The 21,745-nt window shown below is 70.8% G+C and carries 18 protein-coding genes, 1 tRNA gene and 1 pseudogene; 13 read left to right on the top strand and 7 right to left on the bottom strand.

The annotated features are described in order from the left end of the window. Positions 1-136: 136 nt before the first annotated feature. From ACWD12_RS01185 to ACWD12_RS01175, 3 genes are all read left to right on the top strand, one after another. Positions 137-532 carry a hypothetical protein gene (locus ACWD12_RS01185; RefSeq protein WP_450097816.1) on the top strand — a complete coding sequence of 132 codons (396 nt, stop codon included), beginning with the start codon at positions 137-139 and terminating at the stop codon, positions 530-532. Between the two features lie 143 nt (positions 533-675). Beyond that, positions 676-1,032 carry a WhiB family transcriptional regulator gene (locus ACWD12_RS01180; protein ID WP_435839149.1) on the top strand — a complete coding sequence of 119 codons (357 nt, stop codon included), beginning with the start codon at positions 676-678 and terminating at the stop codon, positions 1,030-1,032. A gap of 62 nt (positions 1,033-1,094) precedes the next feature. Further along, positions 1,095-1,328: a hypothetical protein gene (locus tag ACWD12_RS01175; RefSeq protein ID WP_358360464.1), complete on the top strand. Its 234-nt coding sequence runs from the start codon at positions 1,095-1,097 to the stop codon at positions 1,326-1,328. A 351-nt stretch (positions 1,329-1,679) separates the two neighbouring features. Here the strand turns inward: ACWD12_RS01175 and ACWD12_RS01170 are convergent, their stop codons facing one another. Next, positions 1,680-3,227, bottom strand: coding sequence for an ABC1 kinase family protein (locus ACWD12_RS01170; protein ID WP_450097815.1), 1,548 nt, complete (start codon positions 3,225-3,227; stop codon positions 1,680-1,682). A 46-nt stretch (positions 3,228-3,273) separates the two neighbouring features. Continuing rightward, the gene (locus ACWD12_RS01165) at positions 3,274-4,437 is read right to left on the bottom strand and encodes a ThiF family adenylyltransferase (protein ID WP_450097814.1); all 1,164 of its coding nucleotides are present in this window, start codon (positions 4,435-4,437) and stop codon (positions 3,274-3,276) included. Positions 4,438-4,689: 252 nt separating this feature from the next. Here ACWD12_RS01165 and ACWD12_RS01160 point away from each other — a divergent pair. From ACWD12_RS01160 to ACWD12_RS01145, 4 genes and pseudogenes are all read left to right on the top strand, one after another. Further along, a pseudogene (locus ACWD12_RS01160) lies at positions 4,690-5,223 on the top strand (M48 metallopeptidase family protein); the annotation flags it as partial. A 724-nt stretch (positions 5,224-5,947) separates the two neighbouring features. Then, positions 5,948-7,663: a TerD family protein gene (locus ACWD12_RS01155; RefSeq protein ID WP_450097813.1), complete on the top strand. Its 1,716-nt coding sequence runs from the start codon at positions 5,948-5,950 to the stop codon at positions 7,661-7,663. Between the two features lie 7 nt (positions 7,664-7,670). Then, the gene (locus ACWD12_RS01150) at positions 7,671-8,354 is read left to right on the top strand and encodes an AIM24 family protein (RefSeq protein ID WP_358364283.1); all 684 of its coding nucleotides are present in this window, start codon (positions 7,671-7,673) and stop codon (positions 8,352-8,354) included. 13 nt (positions 8,355-8,367) lie between these two features. Then, a complete protein-coding gene (locus ACWD12_RS01145; protein ID WP_358364286.1) occupies positions 8,368-9,120 on the top strand; it encodes an AIM24 family protein in 753 nt (250 codons plus the stop codon). 121 nt (positions 9,121-9,241) lie between these two features. Here the strand turns inward: ACWD12_RS01145 and ACWD12_RS01140 are convergent, their stop codons facing one another. Next, on the bottom strand, positions 9,242-9,787 hold the full coding sequence (locus ACWD12_RS01140) for an NUDIX hydrolase (RefSeq protein WP_450097812.1): 546 nt from the start codon (positions 9,785-9,787) through the stop codon (positions 9,242-9,244). An 88-nt stretch (positions 9,788-9,875) separates the two neighbouring features. Further along, the gene (locus ACWD12_RS01135) at positions 9,876-11,504 is read right to left on the bottom strand and encodes a zinc-dependent metalloprotease (RefSeq protein ID WP_450097811.1); all 1,629 of its coding nucleotides are present in this window, start codon (positions 11,502-11,504) and stop codon (positions 9,876-9,878) included. A 255-nt stretch (positions 11,505-11,759) separates the two neighbouring features. Here ACWD12_RS01135 and ACWD12_RS01130 point away from each other — a divergent pair, with 255 nt between their 5' ends. From ACWD12_RS01130 to ACWD12_RS01115, 4 genes are all read left to right on the top strand, one after another. After that, positions 11,760-12,971 (top strand): NAD-dependent epimerase/dehydratase family protein, encoded by a 1,212-nt coding sequence (locus tag ACWD12_RS01130; RefSeq protein ID WP_435839220.1) that lies wholly within the window; start codon positions 11,760-11,762, stop codon positions 12,969-12,971. A 143-nt stretch (positions 12,972-13,114) separates the two neighbouring features. Beyond that, positions 13,115-13,543 (top strand): molybdenum cofactor biosynthesis protein MoaE, encoded by a 429-nt coding sequence (locus ACWD12_RS01125; protein WP_450097810.1) that lies wholly within the window; start codon positions 13,115-13,117, stop codon positions 13,541-13,543. A gap of 125 nt (positions 13,544-13,668) precedes the next feature. Further along, complete coding sequence (locus ACWD12_RS01120; protein ID WP_450097809.1) at positions 13,669-13,899, top strand: hypothetical protein; 231 nt, start codon at positions 13,669-13,671, stop codon at positions 13,897-13,899. Positions 13,900-13,909: 10 nt separating this feature from the next. Continuing rightward, complete coding sequence (locus ACWD12_RS01115; protein ID WP_358364302.1) at positions 13,910-14,962, top strand: YlbL family protein; 1,053 nt, start codon at positions 13,910-13,912, stop codon at positions 14,960-14,962. Positions 14,963-14,974: 12 nt separating this feature from the next. Here the strand turns inward: ACWD12_RS01115 and ACWD12_RS01110 are convergent, their stop codons facing one another. Then, positions 14,975-15,499, bottom strand: coding sequence for a PPA1309 family protein (locus ACWD12_RS01110; protein ID WP_358364304.1), 525 nt, complete (start codon positions 15,497-15,499; stop codon positions 14,975-14,977). Between the two features lie 153 nt (positions 15,500-15,652). Here ACWD12_RS01110 and ACWD12_RS01105 point away from each other — a divergent pair, with 153 nt between their 5' ends. Together ACWD12_RS01105 and ACWD12_RS01100 are read left to right on the top strand one after the other, a co-directional pair. Next, the gene (locus ACWD12_RS01105) at positions 15,653-18,694 is read left to right on the top strand and encodes a UPF0182 family membrane protein (protein WP_450098191.1); all 3,042 of its coding nucleotides are present in this window, start codon (positions 15,653-15,655) and stop codon (positions 18,692-18,694) included. A 186-nt stretch (positions 18,695-18,880) separates the two neighbouring features. After that, positions 18,881-18,954, top strand: a tRNA-Met gene (locus tag ACWD12_RS01100). Between the two features lie 744 nt (positions 18,955-19,698). Here ACWD12_RS01100 and ACWD12_RS01095 read toward each other — a convergent pair. Next, a complete protein-coding gene (locus ACWD12_RS01095) occupies positions 19,699-20,931 on the bottom strand; it encodes a SpoIIE family protein phosphatase (RefSeq protein WP_450097808.1) in 1,233 nt (410 codons plus the stop codon). Further along, positions 20,931-21,740 carry an alpha/beta fold hydrolase gene (locus ACWD12_RS01090; protein WP_450097807.1) on the bottom strand — a complete coding sequence of 270 codons (810 nt, stop codon included), beginning with the start codon at positions 21,738-21,740 and terminating at the stop codon, positions 20,931-20,933. The genes ACWD12_RS01095 and ACWD12_RS01090 overlap by 1 nt, the downstream gene beginning before the upstream one ends. Positions 21,741-21,745 lie beyond the last annotated feature (5 nt).

Raw genomic sequence — 21,745 nt, 5'->3', positions numbered from 1 at the left:
CGTGTTGACCGTGCTCGGTCGCGAGATCGGGCAGTGCAGCGCACCAGGCTGCACCGGCTGCACCGACCGAATGCCAGACATCGGATCCGCCCAGCAGGCGGCGCCACGAGACCTCTCGGGAAGGGAGGCGAACGACATGATGACCAACCGCAAACTCGCAGTTGTCGCCACTGCCGTCGCGCCCGCCGTGATGTCGGTGCGCTCTGCTGAGCTGGGTTCGCCGAAGCCTGCCTCCGTCCTGACCCTCAAGGGTCGGACCCCGTCCCTCGCGTATGCCGGGACCGATGCCCGCATCATCACCGCTGATCTGCCCGCATTGGGCGGTCGCGGCGAACGCATCGGTCTGGCGTCAAACGTCGAGCTGGGTTGGCAAGGCAGCGAGCGCACCAGTGTCATCACGCGCGATGAGCGACCGTCGGCATCGATCGTGACGGCATGTGAGCAGCAGCAGGTCGAGGACATGGCTCAGGCCATGGGCACGACCGGATTTGCCGGTATGCACGGGTACCCGTCCTGGAGGACGCGAACCTGACGTTGAGTCAGGTCGGCTTCTCCAGGGCCGCGGAACCCGTACACCGGGATCCGCGGCCCTTGTCTTTGCCCTGAAAGCCCCGGCAGGACGCGTCCACCAGGACCGCGAAGCGCAACCAAGTGGCAGCAATGCCAACCAAGTTCATTCACAAGGAGCACCACGTGCCGTTCGACAAGCCGCCCACTGCGACTGCTCTAGCCGTACCTGTACCGGAGGTAGACCTGATGACCCTGACCGCGTTCGACGACATCGAGACCGTCGAGGGCACCATCCCGTGCCGTTCCTACGACCCCGAGGTCTTCTTCGCCGAGTCGCCCGCCGACGTCGAGTACGCGAAGGCCCTCTGCGGCGAGTGCCCGGTCCGTGCCGCGTGCCTCCAGGGCGCTCTTGAGCGCCGCGAGCCGTGGGGTGTCTGGGGTGGCGAGCTGTTCATCCAGGGTGTGGTCGTGGCGCGGAAGCGTCCGCGTGGCCGTCCGCGCAAGACGGAGGTCGCCGCGTGAACCCCGCCGACCTGCCCCGAGCAGCCACCGTCCAGCGCACCAAGACCGCAAGCCAGGAACCGATGACCGCCCAGAACCCCTCCACCCCGAACCACCAGATCCCGATGCTGGACAGGAGCCGTGAGATGCATCTTCTCCATGAAGCGCTCGCAAGAGCGCAGATGGAGGAACGACTACGGGAGGCCGAACTGCACCGCAGGGCAGCCCACGTCCGCGCCGCGCGCAAGATGAAGCGCCGCGCCGAGGTGGCCTCGCTGCGGGCCCGCAGGGCTCTCGCCCTCGCCGTCATGCAGTAACCGACGACGCGGGGTCGTTCCGACCCGAGAACCAAGCAGTGGCACGCACGCGGCGTGAAGTAGGCCGCGGAAAACCTGCCGACACCTGCCGGAGACGAAACCAGGGCGGGCACCCGAGAGGGTGCCCGCCCTGCGCGCGTCCGGGTCGTATCCGACAACCCGCTGCCCATGTGGCGTCGGCCGCGCCCTGGTCCTCGCTGCCCTGGAGGCGAACGCTCTGCGGAGGACCGAAGACCGAGGACCATGACCGAGGATTCGGGATTTGGCAGCCGAGGTCCGCACGCGGCGCGGAGAGCCTGCCCCTTCACCTTCGGGCGCCCGAACGGCGGGTCGCGGCAAGGATGATCGCGGTTATCGCGAACGCCGCTTCTTGTCCGCGACGTCGCCCTTCGCCGCCTTGCCCTTCGCGGCCGAGTCTTTCGTGGCCGAGCCCTTGGTGAGTCCGCCCCGTGCGATCTCGGCGCCTTCGTCGACAAGGCCTTGGTCGAGGGCGCTTTCGTCGAGGACGGCTTGGTCGACGCCGGCCTCGTCCCGGGCGACCTCGTCGAACTCGCCGTAGTCGTCCAGCTCTTCGTCGATCTCGAACTCCAGCTCGGCGAACCCCGGGAGCCAGCACTCCAGTTCCTCGCGGAACGGCACCTCGGCGTTGAGCTGGCACAGCACGCCGATCGTGCTGAGCGTGACGCGGTGGATCAGCAGGTAGTTCGGCGGCAGGTTGAGCTGACGGGCCATCTGCGACGCCGGGTTGCGCGGGTCGCCGATGCGTGCGCCCTGGAGCCGCATCCACGCGCGCGTGAACTGGAACCGATCGACCTGCGCGGGCTCGACCATCGGCAGCAGGTAGTCGAGGACTTCCTGCGCGTCGAGTTGGATCGACGGCTTCACGAAGCCCTCGGAGCGCAGCACCTCCATCACGCCCTCGGCCTCGTTGTCGAGGGCGAGCCGCATCGCCGTGCCGATCGGCTCGGGCAGCCCGTCCGGCAGGCGGTTGACGGTGCCGAAGTCCAGGACGCCGAGCCGGCCGTCGGGCATCAGCCGGAAGTTGCCCGGGTGCGAGTCGGCGTGCAGCATGCCGGTGCGCACCGGGCCCGAGAACAGGAACCGCACCAGCAGGTGGCCCGCCTGGTCGCGTTCCTCCTGGGTGCCCTTGTCGATGATGCGCGACAGCGGAGTGCCGGCCATCCACTCGGTGACCAGCACCCGCTCGGCCTGGAAGACCACGCGCGGGACGAAGATGTCCGGGTCGTCCTCGAACTCGTCCGCGTGGGCCTGCTGGGCCTCGGCCTCCAGCTGGTAGTCGAGCTCCTCCGCCACCCGGGCCTTGAGCTCCGCGATCAGCGGTTTGACGTCGATGCCCGGGATCAGCGCGCCGGCGAACCGGGCGACGTGCCCGAGCTGGTTGAGGTCGGAGATCAGCGCGTCTCCGGCACCCGGGTACTGGATCTTCACGGCGACCTCGCGGCCGTCGTGCCAGACCGCGCGGTGCACCTGGCCGATCGACGCCGCCGCGGCCGGCTTGTCGTCGAAGTCCTGGAACAGGCCGCGCCAGTCGGAGCCCAGGTTCTCCGTGAGGGCCTTGTGGATCGTGCGGGCCGGCATCGGCGGTGCGGCGTCCTGGAGCTTGGTCAGTGCGGCCCGGTACGGCCCCGCCACCTCCTCGGGCAGCGCGGCCTCGAAGACGGACAGCGCCTGCCCGAGCTTCATGGCGCCGCCCTTGAGCTCACCGAGCACCTTGAACATCTGTTGCGCGGTGCGCTCCTGGAGTTCGGCAGCGACGATCTCCGCGGGTCGGCCTCCTATCCGCCGCCCGAGTCCCAACGTGGCCCTACCCGCGACCCCGAGGGGAAGCGTGGCGAGCTTGGCCGTCCGGGTCACTGCCCTACGCGGTAGATCGCTCACGCGTTCCATTGTGGGGGATACACAGCGCTGTCATGCGTGATCGCGGTCACGACGCCGCTGCCCGGGGGTGCGTCGCGACCGCGAACGCCCCGCAACCGCACTCCGCATTCGGGTGCCAGCTGCGCCTGCGCATCGCGCCGTCGGGCAGCGCGATCTCCAAGGTGCCGCCGGTTGCGGTCGGCGTGTCCCCGTCCAGATGTATGAGGAGTTGCAGCGCCGCCTGCGCCGCAACCGCGGTGGCCAGGACGCCGTCGCACGGCCGGTCCTCCCATCTGCGGGCGGGTGCCGAGTACTGCGCCGCGAGCCGGGGCCATGCCGGGTCGCGGTCCCGGCGGTACAGGTCAAGGCAGCGCCCGCACGCCGACCGGCCCGGATCCACGAACGGCCCCACGATGCCGGTGGTCTCGCGGACGTCCGCGTACAGGTGCGGGATGCACGCCGTGGCCAGGCGCTCCAGCAGGGCCGGCTCGGGACGCAGGCCCTCGGTCGCGAGCACCACGGCGTCGGGCCGGGTACGGCCGGGCGGCGCACTCAGCCGTACCTCGGGCGCAACCCGCCGCAGCGCCTCGCGCGCGGCGGTCTCGCGGCGCTTGCGCACGCCGTCCCAGGATCCGGAGGCGGCCCCGGCGTCGGCCGGGCAGAACGGCCGGGAGTCGCCGACCTCGACCGTGCCGACGCCTGCCGCCGCGAGCAGGCTCGCGGTCGCCGCCCCGACCCGCCCCGCGCCGCGCACCACGACCCGGGCCGCGGCCCGCCGGGCGAGCACGCCCTCGCCGCCGTCGGGACCCGGCCGCACGAGAGACGCGGACGCCCGATCGGGGGCGAGCCGATCCCGTGCGAGCCGACCGGCATGCCGACCGGGAGCCTGTGAGCCGGACGCGTGAGGGCCGGGTGCGTACGGCCCGGGGGCGTGCCGGCCCGGTCCGTGCCGGGTACCCGGCCGCGGCGTCCCGGCGTCGGCGTCCTCCAGCAGGTCGGCCTCCGCGAGGACGTCGAGCAGGGCCCGGGTGCGTCCGGCCGCGACCCCGAGGCGCCCCGCGCTCTCGTACAGCTGGTCGGGGGTACGGGTGCCGTCGAGCCGGTCGAGCAGGCGGGCGAGTGCGGGGTCGAGGCCGGTCAGCAGAAGCGCGCGGGCCGGGTCCAGGCCGAATTGGAGGGTGCGCTGATCGCGCCACATCCGGACGAGCGCGGGGCGGAGTCGGGGTCGCATCGGGGCCTCCCGTATCGGATCGTCACAGCCGGCGGACCGAGGGTGGTCGGCCGTCGGGGGACAGCTTCACCCGGTGGTTGCGGGGCGTGGCGTCGGTTGTCCACAGGCACGGTGTGATGATCGGATTAATCGTGATGCGAATTGCCCGAAATGCCGGGAAAACCGGCGAGTTCTGACATCGAACACGGGCGATTTGCGGACGCGGCGGCGAAGCAGCGGCTCGTGGCGGGCGACGTTGGGTAACGTCTGGTTGTGGCCGCCGATCCCGGGGCCGGGCACTCCGCCGTGCCCGGAACTCCGCATGAGCACGCCGTCGAGGTCCGCCGAAGCGCTCGACGGCGCCGAACCGTGTCGGCCTACCGCGACGGCGACCGTACCGTCGTCCTGCTGCCCGCCCGCATGTCCGCGGCGGAGGAGCAACGGTGGGTCGGGATAATGCTCGACCGCCTGGCCGCCCAGGAGAAACGCCGGCGCCCCAGCGACGAGGCGCTCGCCCAACGGGCCCGTGAGTTGTCCGACCGCTACCTCGGCGGCCGTGCGGTGCCGCTGAGCGTGCGCTGGGTCGACAACCAGAACACCCGCTGGGGCTCGTGCACGCCGCTCGACGCGTCGATTCGGCTGTCCAGCCGCCTCCAGGGCATGCCGCCGTACGTCGTCGACTACGTGCTGCTCCACGAACTGGCGCACCTCCTCGTCCCAGGGCACGGGCCGCGCTTTTGGACGCTGCTCGCGGCGTACCCACGCACCGAGCGGGCGCGCGGGTACCTCGAAGGCGTCGCCGCGTCCGGAGGTGCCGACCTCTCGGACGAAGACGACGACGTCGACGGCGTGGACGGCGACGGCCTGGGCGACGCGGACGAGACGGACGACGCCGGCGAAGGAATGGGCGACGAGTCCGCGGCGGAAACGCGCGGCGACGGCTCGCGTTCCGCGGAGTCGGCCAGGCCCGGCGCGACCCGCAACAGCGCCGCCGAGTCGGGGCGACGCAAGGGCACCACGGGCCGGACACCGCGCGGCGGCCGCTGACAACGCGCGCCAACGGGTGCGATATGCGTCGTGCGACGCGTGACGTACTGACGTACGCGACCCGCCGCCCGACGGTTCCGGGCGGCTCCGCCCGGAGGCACGCACCCGAATGGATGGTCGCCCGGAACCCGCCCGGGCCGCCGAGGGCGTGCGCCTCGGACGGCCCGGCACGGCGCTGTCACCGTGAATCTGAGGCATAACCCTCGGATCCCGGCGAAGCCGCCGAGACCGTCGCGGTGACCGGGGCGTCCGTAATAACGTGAGGGCTTGCCCGCCGAGGGCCGCGTAATCACGCGGTCTTCCCGACACGGAACCGGGAGTGCCGTGTCCGCGTCGGGATCCAACGGGGGTCCGAGCGGGCCGTGAGGTTCCGGGTCTGCCGGGCCCTCCTCCGGGACCGGCACAAGCCGGGATGTTGTAGCGTGCCGTGCGCGGTGGGGGTCATGCCCGGGTGGGCCCCTTCTGACGGGAAGGGAGCCACGAGGTGGTCGAGTTCAGGAAGGGTCAGAAGGCCAAGCTGTCCGATCTGACCCCGGGAACCGATCTGTATGTCGGCCTGCGGCTTGACGCCCCGGGCCTGACGTTCGACATCAGTTGTTTCGGCCTGGACATGCAGGACCGGTTGTCCGACGACCGGTACTTCGTGTTCTTCAACCAGCCGAAGTCCCCCGAGGAGTCGATCCAGCTCCTCGGCGAGCAGGCCGGCGACCAGCAGTCGTTCCGGGTCACGCTGGACCGGGTGCCGCCGCAGATCGGCAAGCTCGCGTTCACCGCGACCATCGACGGCCAGGGCCAGATGTCACAGGTCGCGTCCGGCTACATCCGTATCGCGGTGGGCGGCCAGGAGGTCGTCCGGTACGCGTTCTCGGGTGTGGAGTTCAGCACGGAACGCGCCGTGATGATCGCCGACATCTACCGCAAGGAGCCGAACGTCTGGCGCTTCGCGGCGGTCGGCCAGGGCTTCGACGGCGGTCTCAAGGCGCTGCTCGAGAACTTCGGCGGCGAGGCGGCCGAGGACGAGCCCGCGCAGCCGCAGGCCGCCCCCGCGTTCGCCGCCCCCGGGCAGCAGGCGCCGGCACCGTCGTTCGGCCCGCCGCCCGGCGCCGCGCCGCAGCAGGCACCCGCGCCGTCCTTCGGACCGCCGCAGGGCGCTCCGCAGCCGATGGCCGCGCAGGCCCCGCCCCCGCCGCAGCCCACCCTGCCGATGCAGCAGCCGCCGGGACAGTTCCCGGGCCAGATGCCGCCGGGTCAGATGCCGCCCGGTCAGATGCCCCCGGGGCAAATGCCGCCCGGCCAGATGCCTCCCGGCCAGTTCCCGCCGCCGCAGGGCATGCCGCAGGGCCAGATGGCCCCGCCGATGCCCGGCATGCCGGGTCAGATGCCGCCCGGTCAGATGCCCCCCGGCCAGTTCCCGGGCCAGCCCGGGATGCCGGGGCAGCCGGGTATGCCCGGCCAGCCGTCCGGCCTGCAGCTGGGCACCGCCCAGGGTGGTATGAACCAGGCGGGCATGGGCCCCGCCGGCCTGCCGATGGAGGCCCAGTACGGCTACGGCCTCGACCAGTTCCGCGAGGTCCAGGGCCAGGGCCGCTGGGTCCAGCAGAACCCCAAGCTCATCCGCGCGTCCCTGGCCGGCAGCACCGTCAAGGTGATCGCCAAGCAGGGCTGCATGGTCGCCTACCAGGGCAAGGTCGACTTCAAGTTCCAGGGCCAGGGCTTCGGTCAGCGCCGCGACAACCGCCTGACCGGCCAGTCCATGGAGCTGATGCGCTGCGAGGGCGACGGCGAGGTGTTCTTCGCCGAGGAGGCCGCGAACCTCCACCTGGTCGAGCTCGCCGGCCACCGCCTGTGCGTGAGCGCCGCCAACGTCCTCGCGTGGGACGAGGGCCTGACCCTCGAACCGACCCGTATCGAGGGCCAGGGCATCCCCGGCGGCGGCCTGTTCGTGCAGACCTTCAGCGGCAACGGGACCGTCGTCGTGAAGACGAAGGGCATCCCGATGGTGCTCCCGGTCAACCCGGGCGCCCCGACCTTCGCGGACACCAACGCGATCGTCGCGTGGACGCACGGCATGCAGGTGTCGACCAGCACGGCGGTACGCGTACGTCGTACGGCGTACCCCGGCCACAGCGGCGAGACCGTGTCGCTGCAATTCCGGGGTATGCAGGGCCACTTCATCGTCGTCCAGCCGTACGAGGTGTGAGGGGATCATGGACCAGCAGCAGATGCTCGCCACGTACGGCCAGCAGGCACCCACGGCGCGGATGAGCCCGCACGGCAACAAGATCTGCCGCGTGAGCATGCAGCAGGGCTACGACCTGTTCGCCAAGCAGGGCTCGATGATCGCCTACAACGGGTTCATCACCTTCAGCCCGTACCGCGAGAGCCGCGGCAACCGCATCCGCGGCCGGGCCGCCGGCGAGCAGCTCGAACTGATGCAGTGCTCGGGCCAGGGCGACCTGTTCCTCGCCGACTACGGGGCCGACGTCGTCATGCTCCAGCTCCAGGGCAACGGAATCTCGGTCAACGGCGCGAACATCCTCGCGTTCGACGCGCAGCTGACGAAGTCGATCGGGTTCGTCTCCGGCATCGCCAACAAGTTCAGCGGCAATGGCATGACGAACATCGAGCTGGCCGGCAACGGCTGGGTGGCCATCACCACCCGCGGCACGCCGGTCGTCCTCGACCCGTCGCAGCAGGAGACGTGCGTCGACCCCGACGCGCTGGTGGCGTGGTCCACCGGCCTCCGCATCAAGAGCAAGCGGTCCGCGCGCATGGGTGCCCTGGTCGGCCGTGGCACCGGTGAGGCGATGCAGGTCGCGTTCAGCGGTGCCGGGTTCGTCGTCGTCCAGCCGTCGGAGGACTCCACCGACCGCTTCCACATCCGCGGCTGAGCGGGGAGAAACCATGCAGAGTTCACTGTTCGGCTACACCGAGGTCCAGTCCCAGGAGCGCTGGGCCCTCCAGAACAGGCAGATGTTGCGCGTCCTCCTCGGCGCGCAGAACCGCGAGGTGCTCGCGCGCAAGGGCACCATGGTCGCGTTCACCGGTGGCGTCGACTTCGACGGCCACCTGCAGAGCGGCGGCGAGCGCCGGGCCGCGCAGCAGACCGGCGAGCAGCTGAACCTCATGCGGTGCAGCGGCAACGGCACGGTGTTCCTCGCGAACATGGCGCAGGCCATCCACGTGATCGACCTCAACAACGAGGGCCTCACCGTGGACGGGCAGTACGTGCTGGCCCTCGACTCGACGCTGAGCTGGAACGTCGTGCGCATCGAGAGCGAGACCGGCATCGCCGGCGTCGGCGGCTACAACCTCGAGGTGGGCGGCACCGGCAAGCTCGCCGTCATGACCTCCGGCAAGCCGCTGGTCATGCAGGTGACCCCGCAGCAGGAGTGCTTCGCGGACGCCGACGCGGTCATCGCGTGGTCCACGAGCCTCGTGACGCGCATGGAGGCGCAGCTCACCTCGCAGCGCATCTGGAGCCGCCGCGGCGGCACCGGCGAGGGCTGGAACCTCAGCTTCCAGGGCCAGGGCTACGTCATCGTGCAGCCGAGCGAGCTGCTGCCCCCGACGTCCTTCACCGCGCCCGGCGGCTTCCTCGCCAACCGCGGCATGGGTCAGCAGGGCGGCATGCGCGGCAACACCTGGGGCAGCTGACCCAGGGCGTACGAGCGGAGAGCGCGCGGAAACGCGCGGCAGGGACCGATACACGAGCGCGGGGCGCGTCCGACACCGGACGCGCCCCGCGCTCGTGTTCCCGCATTTGTCGGTGCGCGGTTCAGCCGAGGGCGACCACGGCCCGCGCGACCAGCGTCCGCAGCGCATCGTCGGTCAGCTCGGGCAGCGCGTCGTACGCGAACCACCGCAGGTCCAGCGACTCCTCGCTGATGCGGACCGCGGCGTCGGGAGCGGCCACGGCGACGTACTCGACGTCGAAGTGCACGCTCCACGCGTCGGGCCCGCCGCAGCGCACCTCGTGGCGGTCCAGCGACACGGGCTCGGGCAGCAGTGTCAGCGCCGCCACGCCGGACTCCTCCACGGCCTCGCGCAGTGCCGCGCCGGCGAGCGTCGTGTCGGCGGCCTCGCAGTGCCCTCCGGTCTGGAGCCAGAGACCGACCTTCGGATGCAGCGTCAGGAGTACGCGGCCCTGAGCCGGATCGACCACCAGCGCACTGGCCGTGATGTGGCCCTCCCGACGGGATCGCCACACGCCGTCGTCGTACGCGTCCAAGTGGGCCACATAGGCGTCGCGCAGCCGCGCCTGCGCGTCGTTCGGCGCCTGCCAGCCCTTGAGCACCCGGCGGGCGTCCTCATGCAAAGTCATGCGCTCACCCTGCCGCATCCGTCAGGCGCCGTCGTCCCTGCGTCCTCGACCGGCCCGCTCCCGGCCCAGCCCTTCGCCCAGCCCTGTCTTAGTCCTTGTCCTTGTCCGGCCCGCCGTCACCCGCGTCGCGGCCGTCCTTGTCGTCGGTGCCGTCCGTGCCTTCGGTACCTTCGTCGGCGTCGGCGTCGGAGCCCTGTTCGCCCTGATCGGCCTGGTCCTCCAGCGACTCCAGGTCCTTGTCGAGCTGCGCGGTCAGGCCGGACAGGTCCAGCTCCTCGCGGTGCACAAAGCCGTCCGGGTCGTCCAGGTCGTCGGCGGTCGGCAGCATGTCCGGGTGTGCCCACAGGCCGTCCCGGCCCTCGACGCCGCGCGCGTCCGCCAGCGACGCCCACAGCCGTGAGGCGTCGCGCAGTCGCCGCGGCCGCAGCTCGAGGCCGACAAGGGTCGCGAACGTCTGCTCGGCCGGCCCGCCCGTCGCGCGGCGGCGGCGCAGCGTCTCGCGCAGGGCGTCGGCGGACGGGAGCCGCGGTGCCGCGGCGGCGTGCACGACCGCGTCCACCCATCCCTCGACCAGGGCCAACGCCGTCTCCAGGCGCGCCAGCGCGGCCTTCTGCGCCGGCGTCTCCTCGGGCTCGAAGAGTCCCTGGGTGAACGCCTCCTGCAACGCCTCCGGGTTCGTCGGGTCGATGCGCCCGGCGGCCTCCTCAAGGCGGCTCATGTCGACCTTGATGCCCCGCGCGTACGCCTCGACGGCCCCGAACAGGTGCTGCCGCAGCCACGGCACGTGCGCGAACAGCCGCTGGTGGGCGGCCTCGCGCAGGGCGAGATACAGGCGTACCTCGTCCTGCGGCAGGCCCAGGCCGGCCCCGAAGGCCGCGAGGTTGGCGGGCAGCAGCGCGGCCCGGCCCGCGGGACCGATGGGCAGGCCGATGTCGGCGGACCCGACGACCTCGCCGGCCAGCGCACCGAGCGCCTGGCCGACCTGGGCGCCGAACATCGCGCCGCCCATGCCGCGCATCATGCCGATCAGCGGCCCGGCCATCTGCTGCATCTCGTCGGGCATCATCTCGCCCATCGCGCTGACCACGCGCGTCGCCAGCGGCTCGACGAGCGCCTTCCACTGCGGAAGGGTCGCCTCGATCCACTCGGCGCGGCTCCAGGCCAGCGTCGTGGACGCGCCGGAGGGCAGCGAGGTCGCCTCGTCGAGCCACAGCTCGGCGAGCCGCACCGACTCCTCCACCGCGTTGCGGTCCACCTGGCCGACGCTCGCGTCGCCGCCCTTCTGGGCGACCGTCTGCCGGGCGATGTCGTGCGCGAGGTCCCAGTTGACCGGCCCGCCCTCGTACGAGAGCAGTTTGCCGAGCTGCTGGAACGCCGCACCGAGGTCGGCCGGGTTCATGTTGCCGAAGAGTGCGCCGAACGGGTTGTCACCCCCGAAGGGGTTGTCGGAGCCGCCGCCGAACGGGTCGAACCCGCCCGGGCCGCCGGGAACGCCCGGGCCCTTGCCGCCGGACCCGGAGCCGGAGCCCGGGCCGCCGCCCGAGCCACCGGATCCGCCCGCGCCGCCGGACCCGCCGGAGCCCTCGGCCCCGAACCCGCCGAATCCGAAGCCCGGGGAACTTCCCGACCCGCCTGGCGCGTCGGAGGAATCAGGGTCGTGACGGTCCGGATCACCGCCGCCCGTCGGCTTGCCGAAACCGAAGGGGAAGTCACCCATGACAACCTCCGTGCCGACCCCCGTCGCCGGGGGTGTGGCGGCGGCCTGCCTGGCCTGCCGCGCCTCGTTTGACCTGTCCCGGGGCGTGGGAAGGCGACCGGTCGCGGCGCGGAAACGCGCCTCGCGTCATGGTCATGGCCACACCTCGGGCAGGATGGATTGCGGATGCTGCGTCACATGCGGGCTTTCCGGACGCGTACTCCTCGGTAAACGTAGGCGAGCCGCACACACCAAACTAACCACGGGAGGCGGTCAGTGAGTTCCCAGCCTCCGCACGTTCGCTCTGGGCGGAGTGGGCGGGACCGGTCGGCCGGGGGGTCGGCGGACGGGTCCACGGAGACGCCCGCAGAGACCACCGAAGCGACGCCACAGGAGGCCGATATCGAGACCCGACGCGGTATGGGCCCGGGCGCGCGCCCGGTCGTGGCGGTCACCGGAGCGGCTTCCGGGATGGGCCACCGGGTGGCCCAGCTCCTGGTGGAGAACGAGCAGGTCAAACGGCTGGTCGCGATCGACGAGCGGCGGGGTGACATCCCCGGCGCGCAGTGGCGGATCATGGACGTCCGCGATCCGGCCCTTGCCGGGCGCCTCGACGGGGTCGACGTCGTCGTGCACCTGGCCTTGGACCTCTCGCTCGATTCGGAGCCGCGGGCGCGCGGCGCGCGGAACGTACGCGGGACGCAGACCGTCCTGACGGCCGCCGCGGCCGCCGGGGTGCCACGTGTCGTGCTGTGCACGTCGGCGATGGTCTACGGCGCGCTCCCGGAGAACGAGACCCCGCTCGACGAGGACGCCCCGCTCAAGGCCACCGCCGACGCGTCGCTGATCGGCGACCTGCTGGAGATCGAGGAACTGGCCGCCCGCGCGCCGCGCGCCCACCGTGCGCTCAACGTCACGGTGGTACGCCCCGCCACGCTGGTCGGCGGGCCCGAGGCGGACAGCGTCATGACCCGGCACTTCGAGGCACCGCGCCTGCTGGTCGTGTCCGGCAGCCGCCCGCAGTGGCAGTTCTGCCACGTCGACGACCTCGCCGAGGCGCTGGTGTACGCGGCACTCGGCAAGGTCGAGGGCGTCGTCACCGTCGGGTGCGACGGCTGGCTGGAGCAGGAGGAGATCGAGGAGCTGTCCGGCATGCGGCGCATGGAGCTGCCGGCCACGCTCGCCCTAGGGACCGCCGAGCGCCTGCACCGGCTCGGCATCACGCCCGCGCCGGCGGGGGACCTGGCGTACGCGATGCACGGCTGGGTCGTCCCCTCGACGCGCCTGCGCGATGCGGGGTGGCGCCCGTTGTGGACCAACGAACTGGCGTTCGCCGCGCTGCTCGAGGACGTCGAGGGCCGCCACGCGCTGGTCGCCCGGCGGCTCGGCCGCAAGGACGCCACGACGCTCGGTGCGGCCGGCGCGACGGTCGCGCTCATCGGCACCGCGGCGATCGTACGGAAGGTGCGCAAGCGGCGCGGCATCTGACCGCCCGGCCCGCCTGGCCGCCGCCCGACCGCGGAGCGGCCCGGGGAGCCGCGCGATCAGAGTCGTGGACGTGCCGTATCGCCGCCGCGCACAGCCGGGGCATACTGCGCCAGATGGGTATCCAGGCAGTGGAAGGTATGCACATGGACACCGATGTCATCCGCCTCCTCGACATCCGGGAGACACCGCTCTCGGTCGACGAGGTTTTCGCGGCGGTGGGGCACCCGACCGCCGGCGGCACCGACCTGTTCGTCGGCACCGTGCGCGACCACGACGGCGGCAAGGGCGTCACCGCGCTGGAGTACTCCGCGCACCCGAGTGCCGTCGCCGAGCTGCGGCGCGTCGCGGAGAAGGTCGTCGCGGACTTCCCGGTGTCGGCGCTGGCCGCCGTGCACCGCGTCGGAACGCTGGAGATCGGTGACATCGCGGTCGTGGTGGCGGTGTCGTGCCCGCACCGCGGCGAGGCCTTCGACGCGTGCCGCCGGCTGATCGACACCCTCAAGCACGAGGTGCCCATCTGGAAGCACCAAGTCTTCGCGGACGGCACCACGGAGTGGGTCGGCGCCTGCTGACCGCCTCGAACTCCCGGGAGGCTTGGGCAGATCGGGTGAATCGGTCAATAGTCCGAAATGCATCCCTAGCATCCGATAGATACGATTAACGCACTAATCCGTTGGGCTTCGGGCGGGGGTGCGGCATGCTGTCGATCGCGGGCTGGTGGGCCATTCCGACGGTGGCGTTGCTCGGCATCGTGTTGTGGACCTCATGGCGCGGACGCACCCGCGGACCGCAGGACATGCACGATTCCGTCGCCCACTACGAGCGCTTCCAGGCCGTGCTGACGCGCGTCGTCGAGGGCGATTCCCGATCCCCGGCCGACCCGAACGCCGACGAGCCCCGCGCTGCCGGGCGCCGCGACGTGCCGTAGTGTCGCGCTCATGTCGCGTCGTACCGCCACCCTGGTCGTCTCCGGCCTGATGTTCATAGCCCTGGCTATTGCGGCCATGTTCACGTCGGTGCCGTACGGGGAGTTGACCCCGGGCCCGACCGTCAACACGCTCGGCGACTACCGGGGCAAGCCGGTGATCGAAGTCGAGGACGCGCAGACGTACCCGACTTCGGGGCACCTCAACATGACGACCGTCTCGGTCACCAGCAAGGGCTACGACATGCCCCTGCTCGGCGCGTTCGTCGGCTGGGTGAAGGACGACGCCGACGTCGTCAAGAAGAGCAGCCTCTACCCGGACGACAAGACCGAGAAGCAGGTCGAGCAGGAGAACGCCGAGGAGTTCACGTCCTCGCAGGAGCACGCGAAGGTTGCGGCGTTCGAGAAGCTCGGCATCCCGGTCGACAAGCAGGTCGTCATCGCCAAGGTCAGCAAGGACATGCCGGCCACGGGGCAGCTGCACGCAGGCGACATCATCCTGTCGGTCGACGGCACCCCGGTCCGCGTCGAGGACGAGGTCGGCGCCGCGATCACCCGGCACAAGCCGGGCGAGACCGTCGAGTTCGTGGTCGACCCGGCCGACGCGCGCGGTACGCAGCGCACCGTCACGCTGACCACCGTCGCCGCCGAGGACGACGGCCGCTCGGTCGTCGGCATCACCCCCGGCGTCCTGCCCAAGTTCCCCTTCAAGGTGACCATCCACCTGGAGGACGTGGGCGGCCCCAGCGCGGGCCTGATGTTCGCGCTCGGCATCATCGACACGCTCAGCCCCGGCGACCTGACCGGCGGCAAGTTCGTGGCGGGCACCGGGACGATAGACGACAAGGGCAGCGTCGGACCCATCGGCGGCGTCACGATGAAGACCATCGCGGCGAAGCGGGCGGGCGCCAAGTACTTCCTGACGCCGAAGGGCAACTGCGCCGAGGCGGCCAAGGACAAGCCGAGCGGCCTCACGCTCGTGCAGGTCGACACGCTCGACGACGCGATGGCCGCCCTCGGCGTCATCAGCACCGGACAGGGCACCCTGACCGAGTGTCAGAAGTAGCAGCCGTCACGGCTACGCGAACGTCGCGCGCAGCGCCTCGGCCAGCCCGGGGACGAGATCCGCGCCGGACAGCACCTCCAGGTCGGAGTCCTTCTCGCGCAGCCGCAGCACGGATTCGCGCGTACCGTCGCGCAGTACGCCGACCGCGATCCGCACCTCCTGGCGGTCCGGCCGCTCGGCGACCCACGCGGCGATCTCCTCGTCCGTCCCGGTGGTCGGCATCTCGGCCTCCGCGGCGGGCGGCAGCATGAGGCGTTCGAGCACGATCGCGCAGCCGAGCACCGGGTCGGGCCAGGCGATCCCGGCGAGGAAGTCGTCGATCGGCGTCTCGTTCGGGATCTCGTCCTGCTCGATCGGGGTGAGCGCGGTGGCCGCCCCCTCCTCGGCGGCGAGCCCGAGCTCCTTGGCCAGCTGTGGCTCGGATCGCACCAGAGCGGCGGTGTCGACGAGCGCGTACAGTCGGGCGGGCTGGTCCCACCCGAACGCCGCGACGTGGCGTTCGATCTCCACGACGGCCTGGGTCAGTGCAACGGTCATGCCCCCATCATCCCGGTACGGCGCACCGCCTCGTCCCCCGGACACTTCCGCCGTGTCGGTGGGGAACCATGGCCGGGCTCGGTAAGTTGACGAGTCGAGCGCCGACCGGGCGCAACCAGGTAATGATCGAGGTGCGCACCCTTGGTTTTTCAGATGCCCGAACGCGGCGACCCCGGAGGTCGCCGCATCAGATTGGGAGCCCCGTCCCGCCGTCTGCGAACACTCCTGCTGACGCTCGCCATCATCGTGGTGGTCGGCGTCGCCTGGGTGCTCTTCGCCAACTTCTGGACTGAATGGCTCTGGTACAAGTCGGTCGGCTACGGCAACGTCTTCACGACGCGCCTGTGGACGCGACTCGGACTGTTCCTGGTCTTCGGCCTGCTCATGGCGGCCGCGGTCGGCCTCAACATGTACTTCGCCTATCGGCTGAGGCCCGCGTTCCGCGGCATGTCGATGGAGCAGCAGAGCCTGGACCGCTACCGGTCGGCCCTCGCGCCGTTCCGCGTGTGGGTTCTGATCGGCCTGTCGCTGATCGTCGGCGTCATCGCCGGGACCTCCGCCTCCGGGCACTGGGGCACCTGGCTTCAGTTCGTCAACGGAGTGTCCTTCGGGGTCGAGGACCCGCAGTTCCACAAGGACGTCTCGTTCTTCGCATTCGACCTGCCGTTCTACCGGTTCCTGGTCAACTTCGGGTTCGTCGCGGTCGTGGTCGGCCTCGTCGTCGCGGTGCTGACGCACTACCTGTACGGCGGCCTCCGCGTACAGAGCCCGGGCGCCCGGGCGACCCCCGCCGCACAGGCCCACATCTCGCTGCTGCTGGGCCTCTTCGTGCTGCTGAAGGCCGTCGCCTACTGGCTCGACCGGTACTCGCTGGCGGTGTCCTCGGGCGACTTCAAGTCCGCCTCACAGTTCACCGGCCTCCGCTACACGGACGCGAACGCGGTGCTGCCCGCGAAAACGATCCTGTTCATCGTCGCGCTCATCTGCGCCGTGCTGTTCTTCGTCAACGTGTTCCGCCGCACCTGGGCGCTGCCGATCATCGGCTTCGGCCTCATGGTGCTGTCCGCGGTGCTCATCGGCGGCCTGTACCCGTTCATCGTCGAGCGCTTCCAGGTCAAGCCGAACGCGCAGTCGAAGGAAGCCAAGTACATCGAGCGCAACATCCAGGCGACGCGCGAGGCGTACGGAATAGCGGACGTGCAGGCGGAGGGCTACGCAGGCTCCGTCGACACGCGCGCCGGCCTGCTCGACGAGGCCACCGGCGCGGCCAGTATCCGCCTGCTCGACCCGAACATCGTGGGCCCGACGTTCCAGCAGCTCCAGCAGCTGAAGCAGTTCTACGGCTTCAGCCGCACGCTCGACGTCGACCGCTACGCGATCAACGGCAAGACGCAGGACACCGTGATCGCGCTGCGCGAGCTGAACCCGAACGGCGGCCAGACCCGCAACTGGGTCAACGACCACACCAAGTACACCCACGGCTACGGCGTCGTCGCGGCCGACGGCAACCGGGTGACGGTCGAGGGCAAGCCCGAGTTCATCGTCTCGGACATCACCGCGGACGGCGCACAGGGCCCGCTCGGCCAGTACGAGCAGCGCATCTACTTCGGCGAGAAGACGACGGAGTACTCCATCGTCGGCGCGCCGAGCGGTGCCACGCCGACCGAGATCGACTACCCGGACGAGAAGCTGCCGGGCGGTCAGGCGACGTACACCTACAAGGGCGACGGCGGCGTGCCGATCGGGTCGACGTTCAACAAGCTGCTGTACGCGACCAAGTTCGCGGACGGCAACATCCTGTTGTCCGACTCGATCAACGACAAGTCGAAGATCCTGTACAACCGCACGCCGAAGGAGCGGGTCGAGGCGGTCGCGCCGTGGCTCACCATCGACGGCGACCCGTACCCGGCCGTGGTGGACGGGCGCATCCTGTGGATCGTGGACGCGTACACGACGTCGAACGGCTACCCGTACTCGACGCGCACCACGCTGGGCGACGCGACCACCGACTCGGCCGTCCGTGCCGACGAGCGGCGCGGCGCGGTCGGCAATACCGGCAACGTCAACTACATCCGCAACTCGGTCAAGGCCACCGTCGACGCCTACTCCGGCAAGGTGACCCTGTACCAGTGGGACGACAAGGACCCCGTCCTCAAGACGTGGATGAAGGCGTTCCCCGGCACGGTCAAGAAGGCGTCGGAGATCTCGGACGGCCTGATGCAGCACCTGCGCTACCCGCAGGACCTGTTCAAGGTGCAGCGCGAGATGCTGACCCGCTACCACGTGACCGACCCGCGCACGTTCTTCAACGGCTCCGACGTGTGGAAGGTCCCGCAGGACCCCACGAGCGCGAAGCAGGTGGGCGGCGAGCAACCGCCGTACTACCTGTCGATGAAGATGCCGCCGGCGCAGGGACAGCCCGCGGAGACGGCGCAGTCCTTCAGACTGACGAGCGCATTCGTGCCCAACCAGCGGCAGAACATGGCGGCATTCCTCGCCGTGAACGCCCAACCAGGGCCGAATTACGGCAAGTTCAGACTTCTGACCTTGCCGTCGACAACCGCCATCAACGGGCCTGAACAGATGCAGAACGTGTTCACGTCCAATACGGAAGTCGGCAAGGTCCTCAACGTCTTGCAGCTGACCAACTCGCAAGTCGTGTACGGCAACCTGCTGAGCCTTCCGGTGGGCGGAGGCATGCTCTACGTCGAACCGGTGTACGTGAGAGCCGCGGCGGCGAACTCGTACCCGCTGCTCCAGAAGGTGCTGGCGTCGTACGGCAACAAGATCGCCTTCGAGAACACCCTCGAACAGGCGCTGGCGGTGCTGTTCGCCGGTGCGCCACCGTCGGTGACTCCTGACGATCCCAACGCCCCGGCGCCACCGGGCGGCACCACACCGCCGAGCACGGGTACGCCCGCCCCGGGCACGACCACGCCGGCACCCGGTGCCTCCACCCCGCCGCCGGGCCAGAGCCCGTCGGTCAAGGCCGCCCTCGACGACGCCCAGAAGGCGATCCAGAAGGCGGACGCGGCACTGAAGGCCGGCGACTTCGCCCTGTACGGCCAGGCGCAGCAGGAGCTTTCCGCGGCGATCAACCGGGCCATCGCGGCGGAACAGGCGGCCACGGCCGCACCACCGGCCGCGGGGGCATCGCCACCGGCCACCGGAGCGTCACCACCGGCGAGCCCATAGCGGCACCGGTACCAGCACAAGCACAACAGCAGTGCGCCTGACCGGGTTGTCCTGGCTCTCCCGCCCCGCGCGGAAGGGCCGGGGCAACCCGGTTGGCGTTTCCCGAGGCCGCCGACGGGTCCGGCGGGGGCCGGGCAACTCGTTTGGCGTTCTCCCTCCCCATCGCGTAGGGTAAAGCCATACCGACGCGGGGTGGAGCAGCTCGGTAGCTCGCTGGGCTCATAACCCAGAGGTCGCAGGTTCAAATCCTGTCCCCGCTACGAAGTCGAAGGCGACGCATGCCCACGGAAAGCGTGGGCCGCGTCGCCTTCGTTCTTTTTGCGGCTTCGCCGCGAGGCGGGGGCTCCGCCACCCGCACCCCCTCTTTTCTGCGTTGGAGGGATCCGTCTCACTGGGTGGGGGCGGATTCCGTCGGTGTGGGGTGGCCGGCTTCGCTTCGCTCGCCACCGGGTGCGGAGCGGAATCCGTCCCGCCGGTGAATGCGCCGTGTTTGCGGGGTTCCGGATCGCGGGGGCGTTCGGCGTCGCTTCGCTCGCCACCGGCTGCGGAGCGGATTCCGGCGCGTGGGTGAATGCGCCGTCTTTGCGGAGGTTCCGGTGCATTGGCGTGGCCGGCTTCGCTTCGCTCGCCACGTGCCGCGGAGCGGGATCCGTCCCATCGGTGAATGCGCCGTCCTCGCGGATGTTCCGGATCGCTGGGGCGTTCGGCATCGCTTCGCTCGCCACCGGCTGCGGAGCGGACTCCGTCCCGTCGGTGAATGCGCCGTTTTTGCGGAGGTTCCGGTGCGTTGGCGTGGCCGGCTTCGCTTCGCTTGCCACGTGCCGCGGAGCGGGATCCGTCCCATCGGTGAATGCGCCGTCCTCGCGGATGTTCCGGATCGCTGGGGCGTTCGGCGTCGCTTCGCTCGCCACTTGGTGCGGGGCGGATTTGTCTCGGTGGTGAGTGCGTCGGCTTTGCGGGCCGGTGCGTTGGGGTGGGTGGCTTTGCTTTGGGGGCCGGTGGGGTTAGGGGGTTTGGTTGGGGACGCTTAGGGCCAGGACTGCGGTGTCGTCGTCCAGGCCGGTTCCGAAGGAGTCGAGTAGCTCGCGGATTGCGGCCACTGTGTTGGTGGCGGTTGTGGGTGCGAGGGTTTTGGCGAAGTCGAGGAGGGCGTGTTCGCCGTAGCGGGCTTCGGAGGTGCGGGCTTCGGTGAGGCCGTCGGTGTAGAGCAGGAGCGTGTCGCCGGGGTGCAGGCGGATGGCCGTGGTGGCGACGTGGGCGTCGGGGAAGACGCCGATCAGTTGGCCGCCGGGGGTGGGCAGGAAGTCGGTGCGGCCGTCGGCGCGCATCAGGAGGGCCGGGGGATGGCCGCCGCCGGCCAGGGTGACGTGGAAGCCGTCGTCGTCGGGGACGAGCAGGCCGAAGAGCACGGTGCAGAATCGGGGGTCGGGGCCGTTGTACTCGTGGTTGAGCACGGTGTTGAGGTTGCCGAGTACCGCGGCCGGCTCGGGGTCGTAGACCGCCGCCGCGCGCAGCGTGTAGCGGGTCAGGGACGTGACGGCGGCCGCGGCGGCGCCCTTGCCGCACACGTCGCCGAGGAAGAAGCCCCAGGTCTCGCCGGACAGCGGGAAGAGGTCGTAGAAGTCGCCGCCGACCTCGTCGGTCGAGGCGACGTGGTAGTAGGCGGCCACGTCGAGGCCCGGCACGCCGACGAGCACGGGCGGCAGCAGCGTCTGCTGGAGGGTGGCGTTCAGCGCCGCGAGTCGTTCGCGTTCGCGCTCGGCTTCGTCGCGGGCGCGCAGCAGTTCCTGCTCGTACGTGCGTCGGTCGCGGGCGTCGAAGACGGTGGTGCGGATGAGCAGCGGTGTGCCGTCGGCGCCGGTCTTCACCGTCGAGGTGACCAGGACCGGTAGCCGGTTCCCGTCCGCCGTCCGGAATTCGAGGGCGATGCCGCTGATCTCACCCTGCATGCGCAGGAGCGGGGCGAAGTGGGTCTCGTGGTAGATCCTGCCGCCGACCGTCAGCAGGTCGGAGAAGGACTTGCGGCCCACCAGATCGCGGCGCTGGTAGCCGAGCCAGTCCAGGAGTGTGCCGTTGACCTTGGCGATCTGTCCGTCCAGCAGGGTGGACAGATAGCCGCAGGGGGCGTTTTCGTACAGGTCCTCCGCGCTGTCCTCGAGCAAGGCGGAGAACGGGGCTTCGTCGTCCGGCGGTCCGTCGGAGGCGTTCTCGCTCCCGGGGCCCCCGGATTTGCACATCACCGGAGGCCCCCGGCAAACGCGGCGATCGCGGCGGCGGTCTCCTCCGGTGCCGCGAGTTGTGGGCAGTGGCCGGTGGCGTTCAAGGTGACCAGGGTGCTTCCCGGCATCTGCGCGTGGACGAACGCCCCCACCTCCGGCGGGGCGATCGCGTCCCGGGAGCACTGCGCCACGAGGGTCGGAACGGTGGCCTTCGCGAAGTCGTCGCGGTTGTCGGACAGGAATGTCACCCGGGCGAAGACCCGGGCGATTTCGGGGTCGGTGCGGCAGAAGCTGTTGGCAAGCTCCTCGCCCAGCTCCGGCCGCTCCGGGTTGCCCATGATGATCGGGGCCATGGCACCGGACCAGCCCAGGTAGTTCGCCTCCAGCGACTCCAGCAGCTCGTCGATGTCCGCGGCGCTGAAGCCGCCCCGGTACCCGGTTTCCGGGTCGTCGACGAAGCACGGCGACGGGGCGAGCAGGACCAGTCCGGCGAAGGCGTCCGGTTCCCGGGCCGCGGCCAGGACGCCCATCGTCGCGCTCACCGAGTGCCCCACGAACACCACCGGGCCCATCGCCAGCTCGCGGCAGATGTCGAGAATGTCCTCCACGTAGCCGTCGAGCGAGGAGTAGCGCTCCGCCGACCACGCCGACAGGTCCGAGCGGCCCGCCCCCACGTGGTCGAATCGGACCACGGTGAAGTCCCGCTCCAGCAGGGGCACCACCAGGCGCCACAGGTTCTGGTCGCACCCGAAACCGTGCGCCAGCATGATGACCGGCCCATTCGTTCGGCCGGTTACCACCACGTGGTTCCTGTTTCGGACATCCATACGAT

This window comes from Streptodolium elevatio (assembly GCF_053592165.1).
This window is presented reverse-complemented; position numbering and strand designations above follow the sequence as displayed.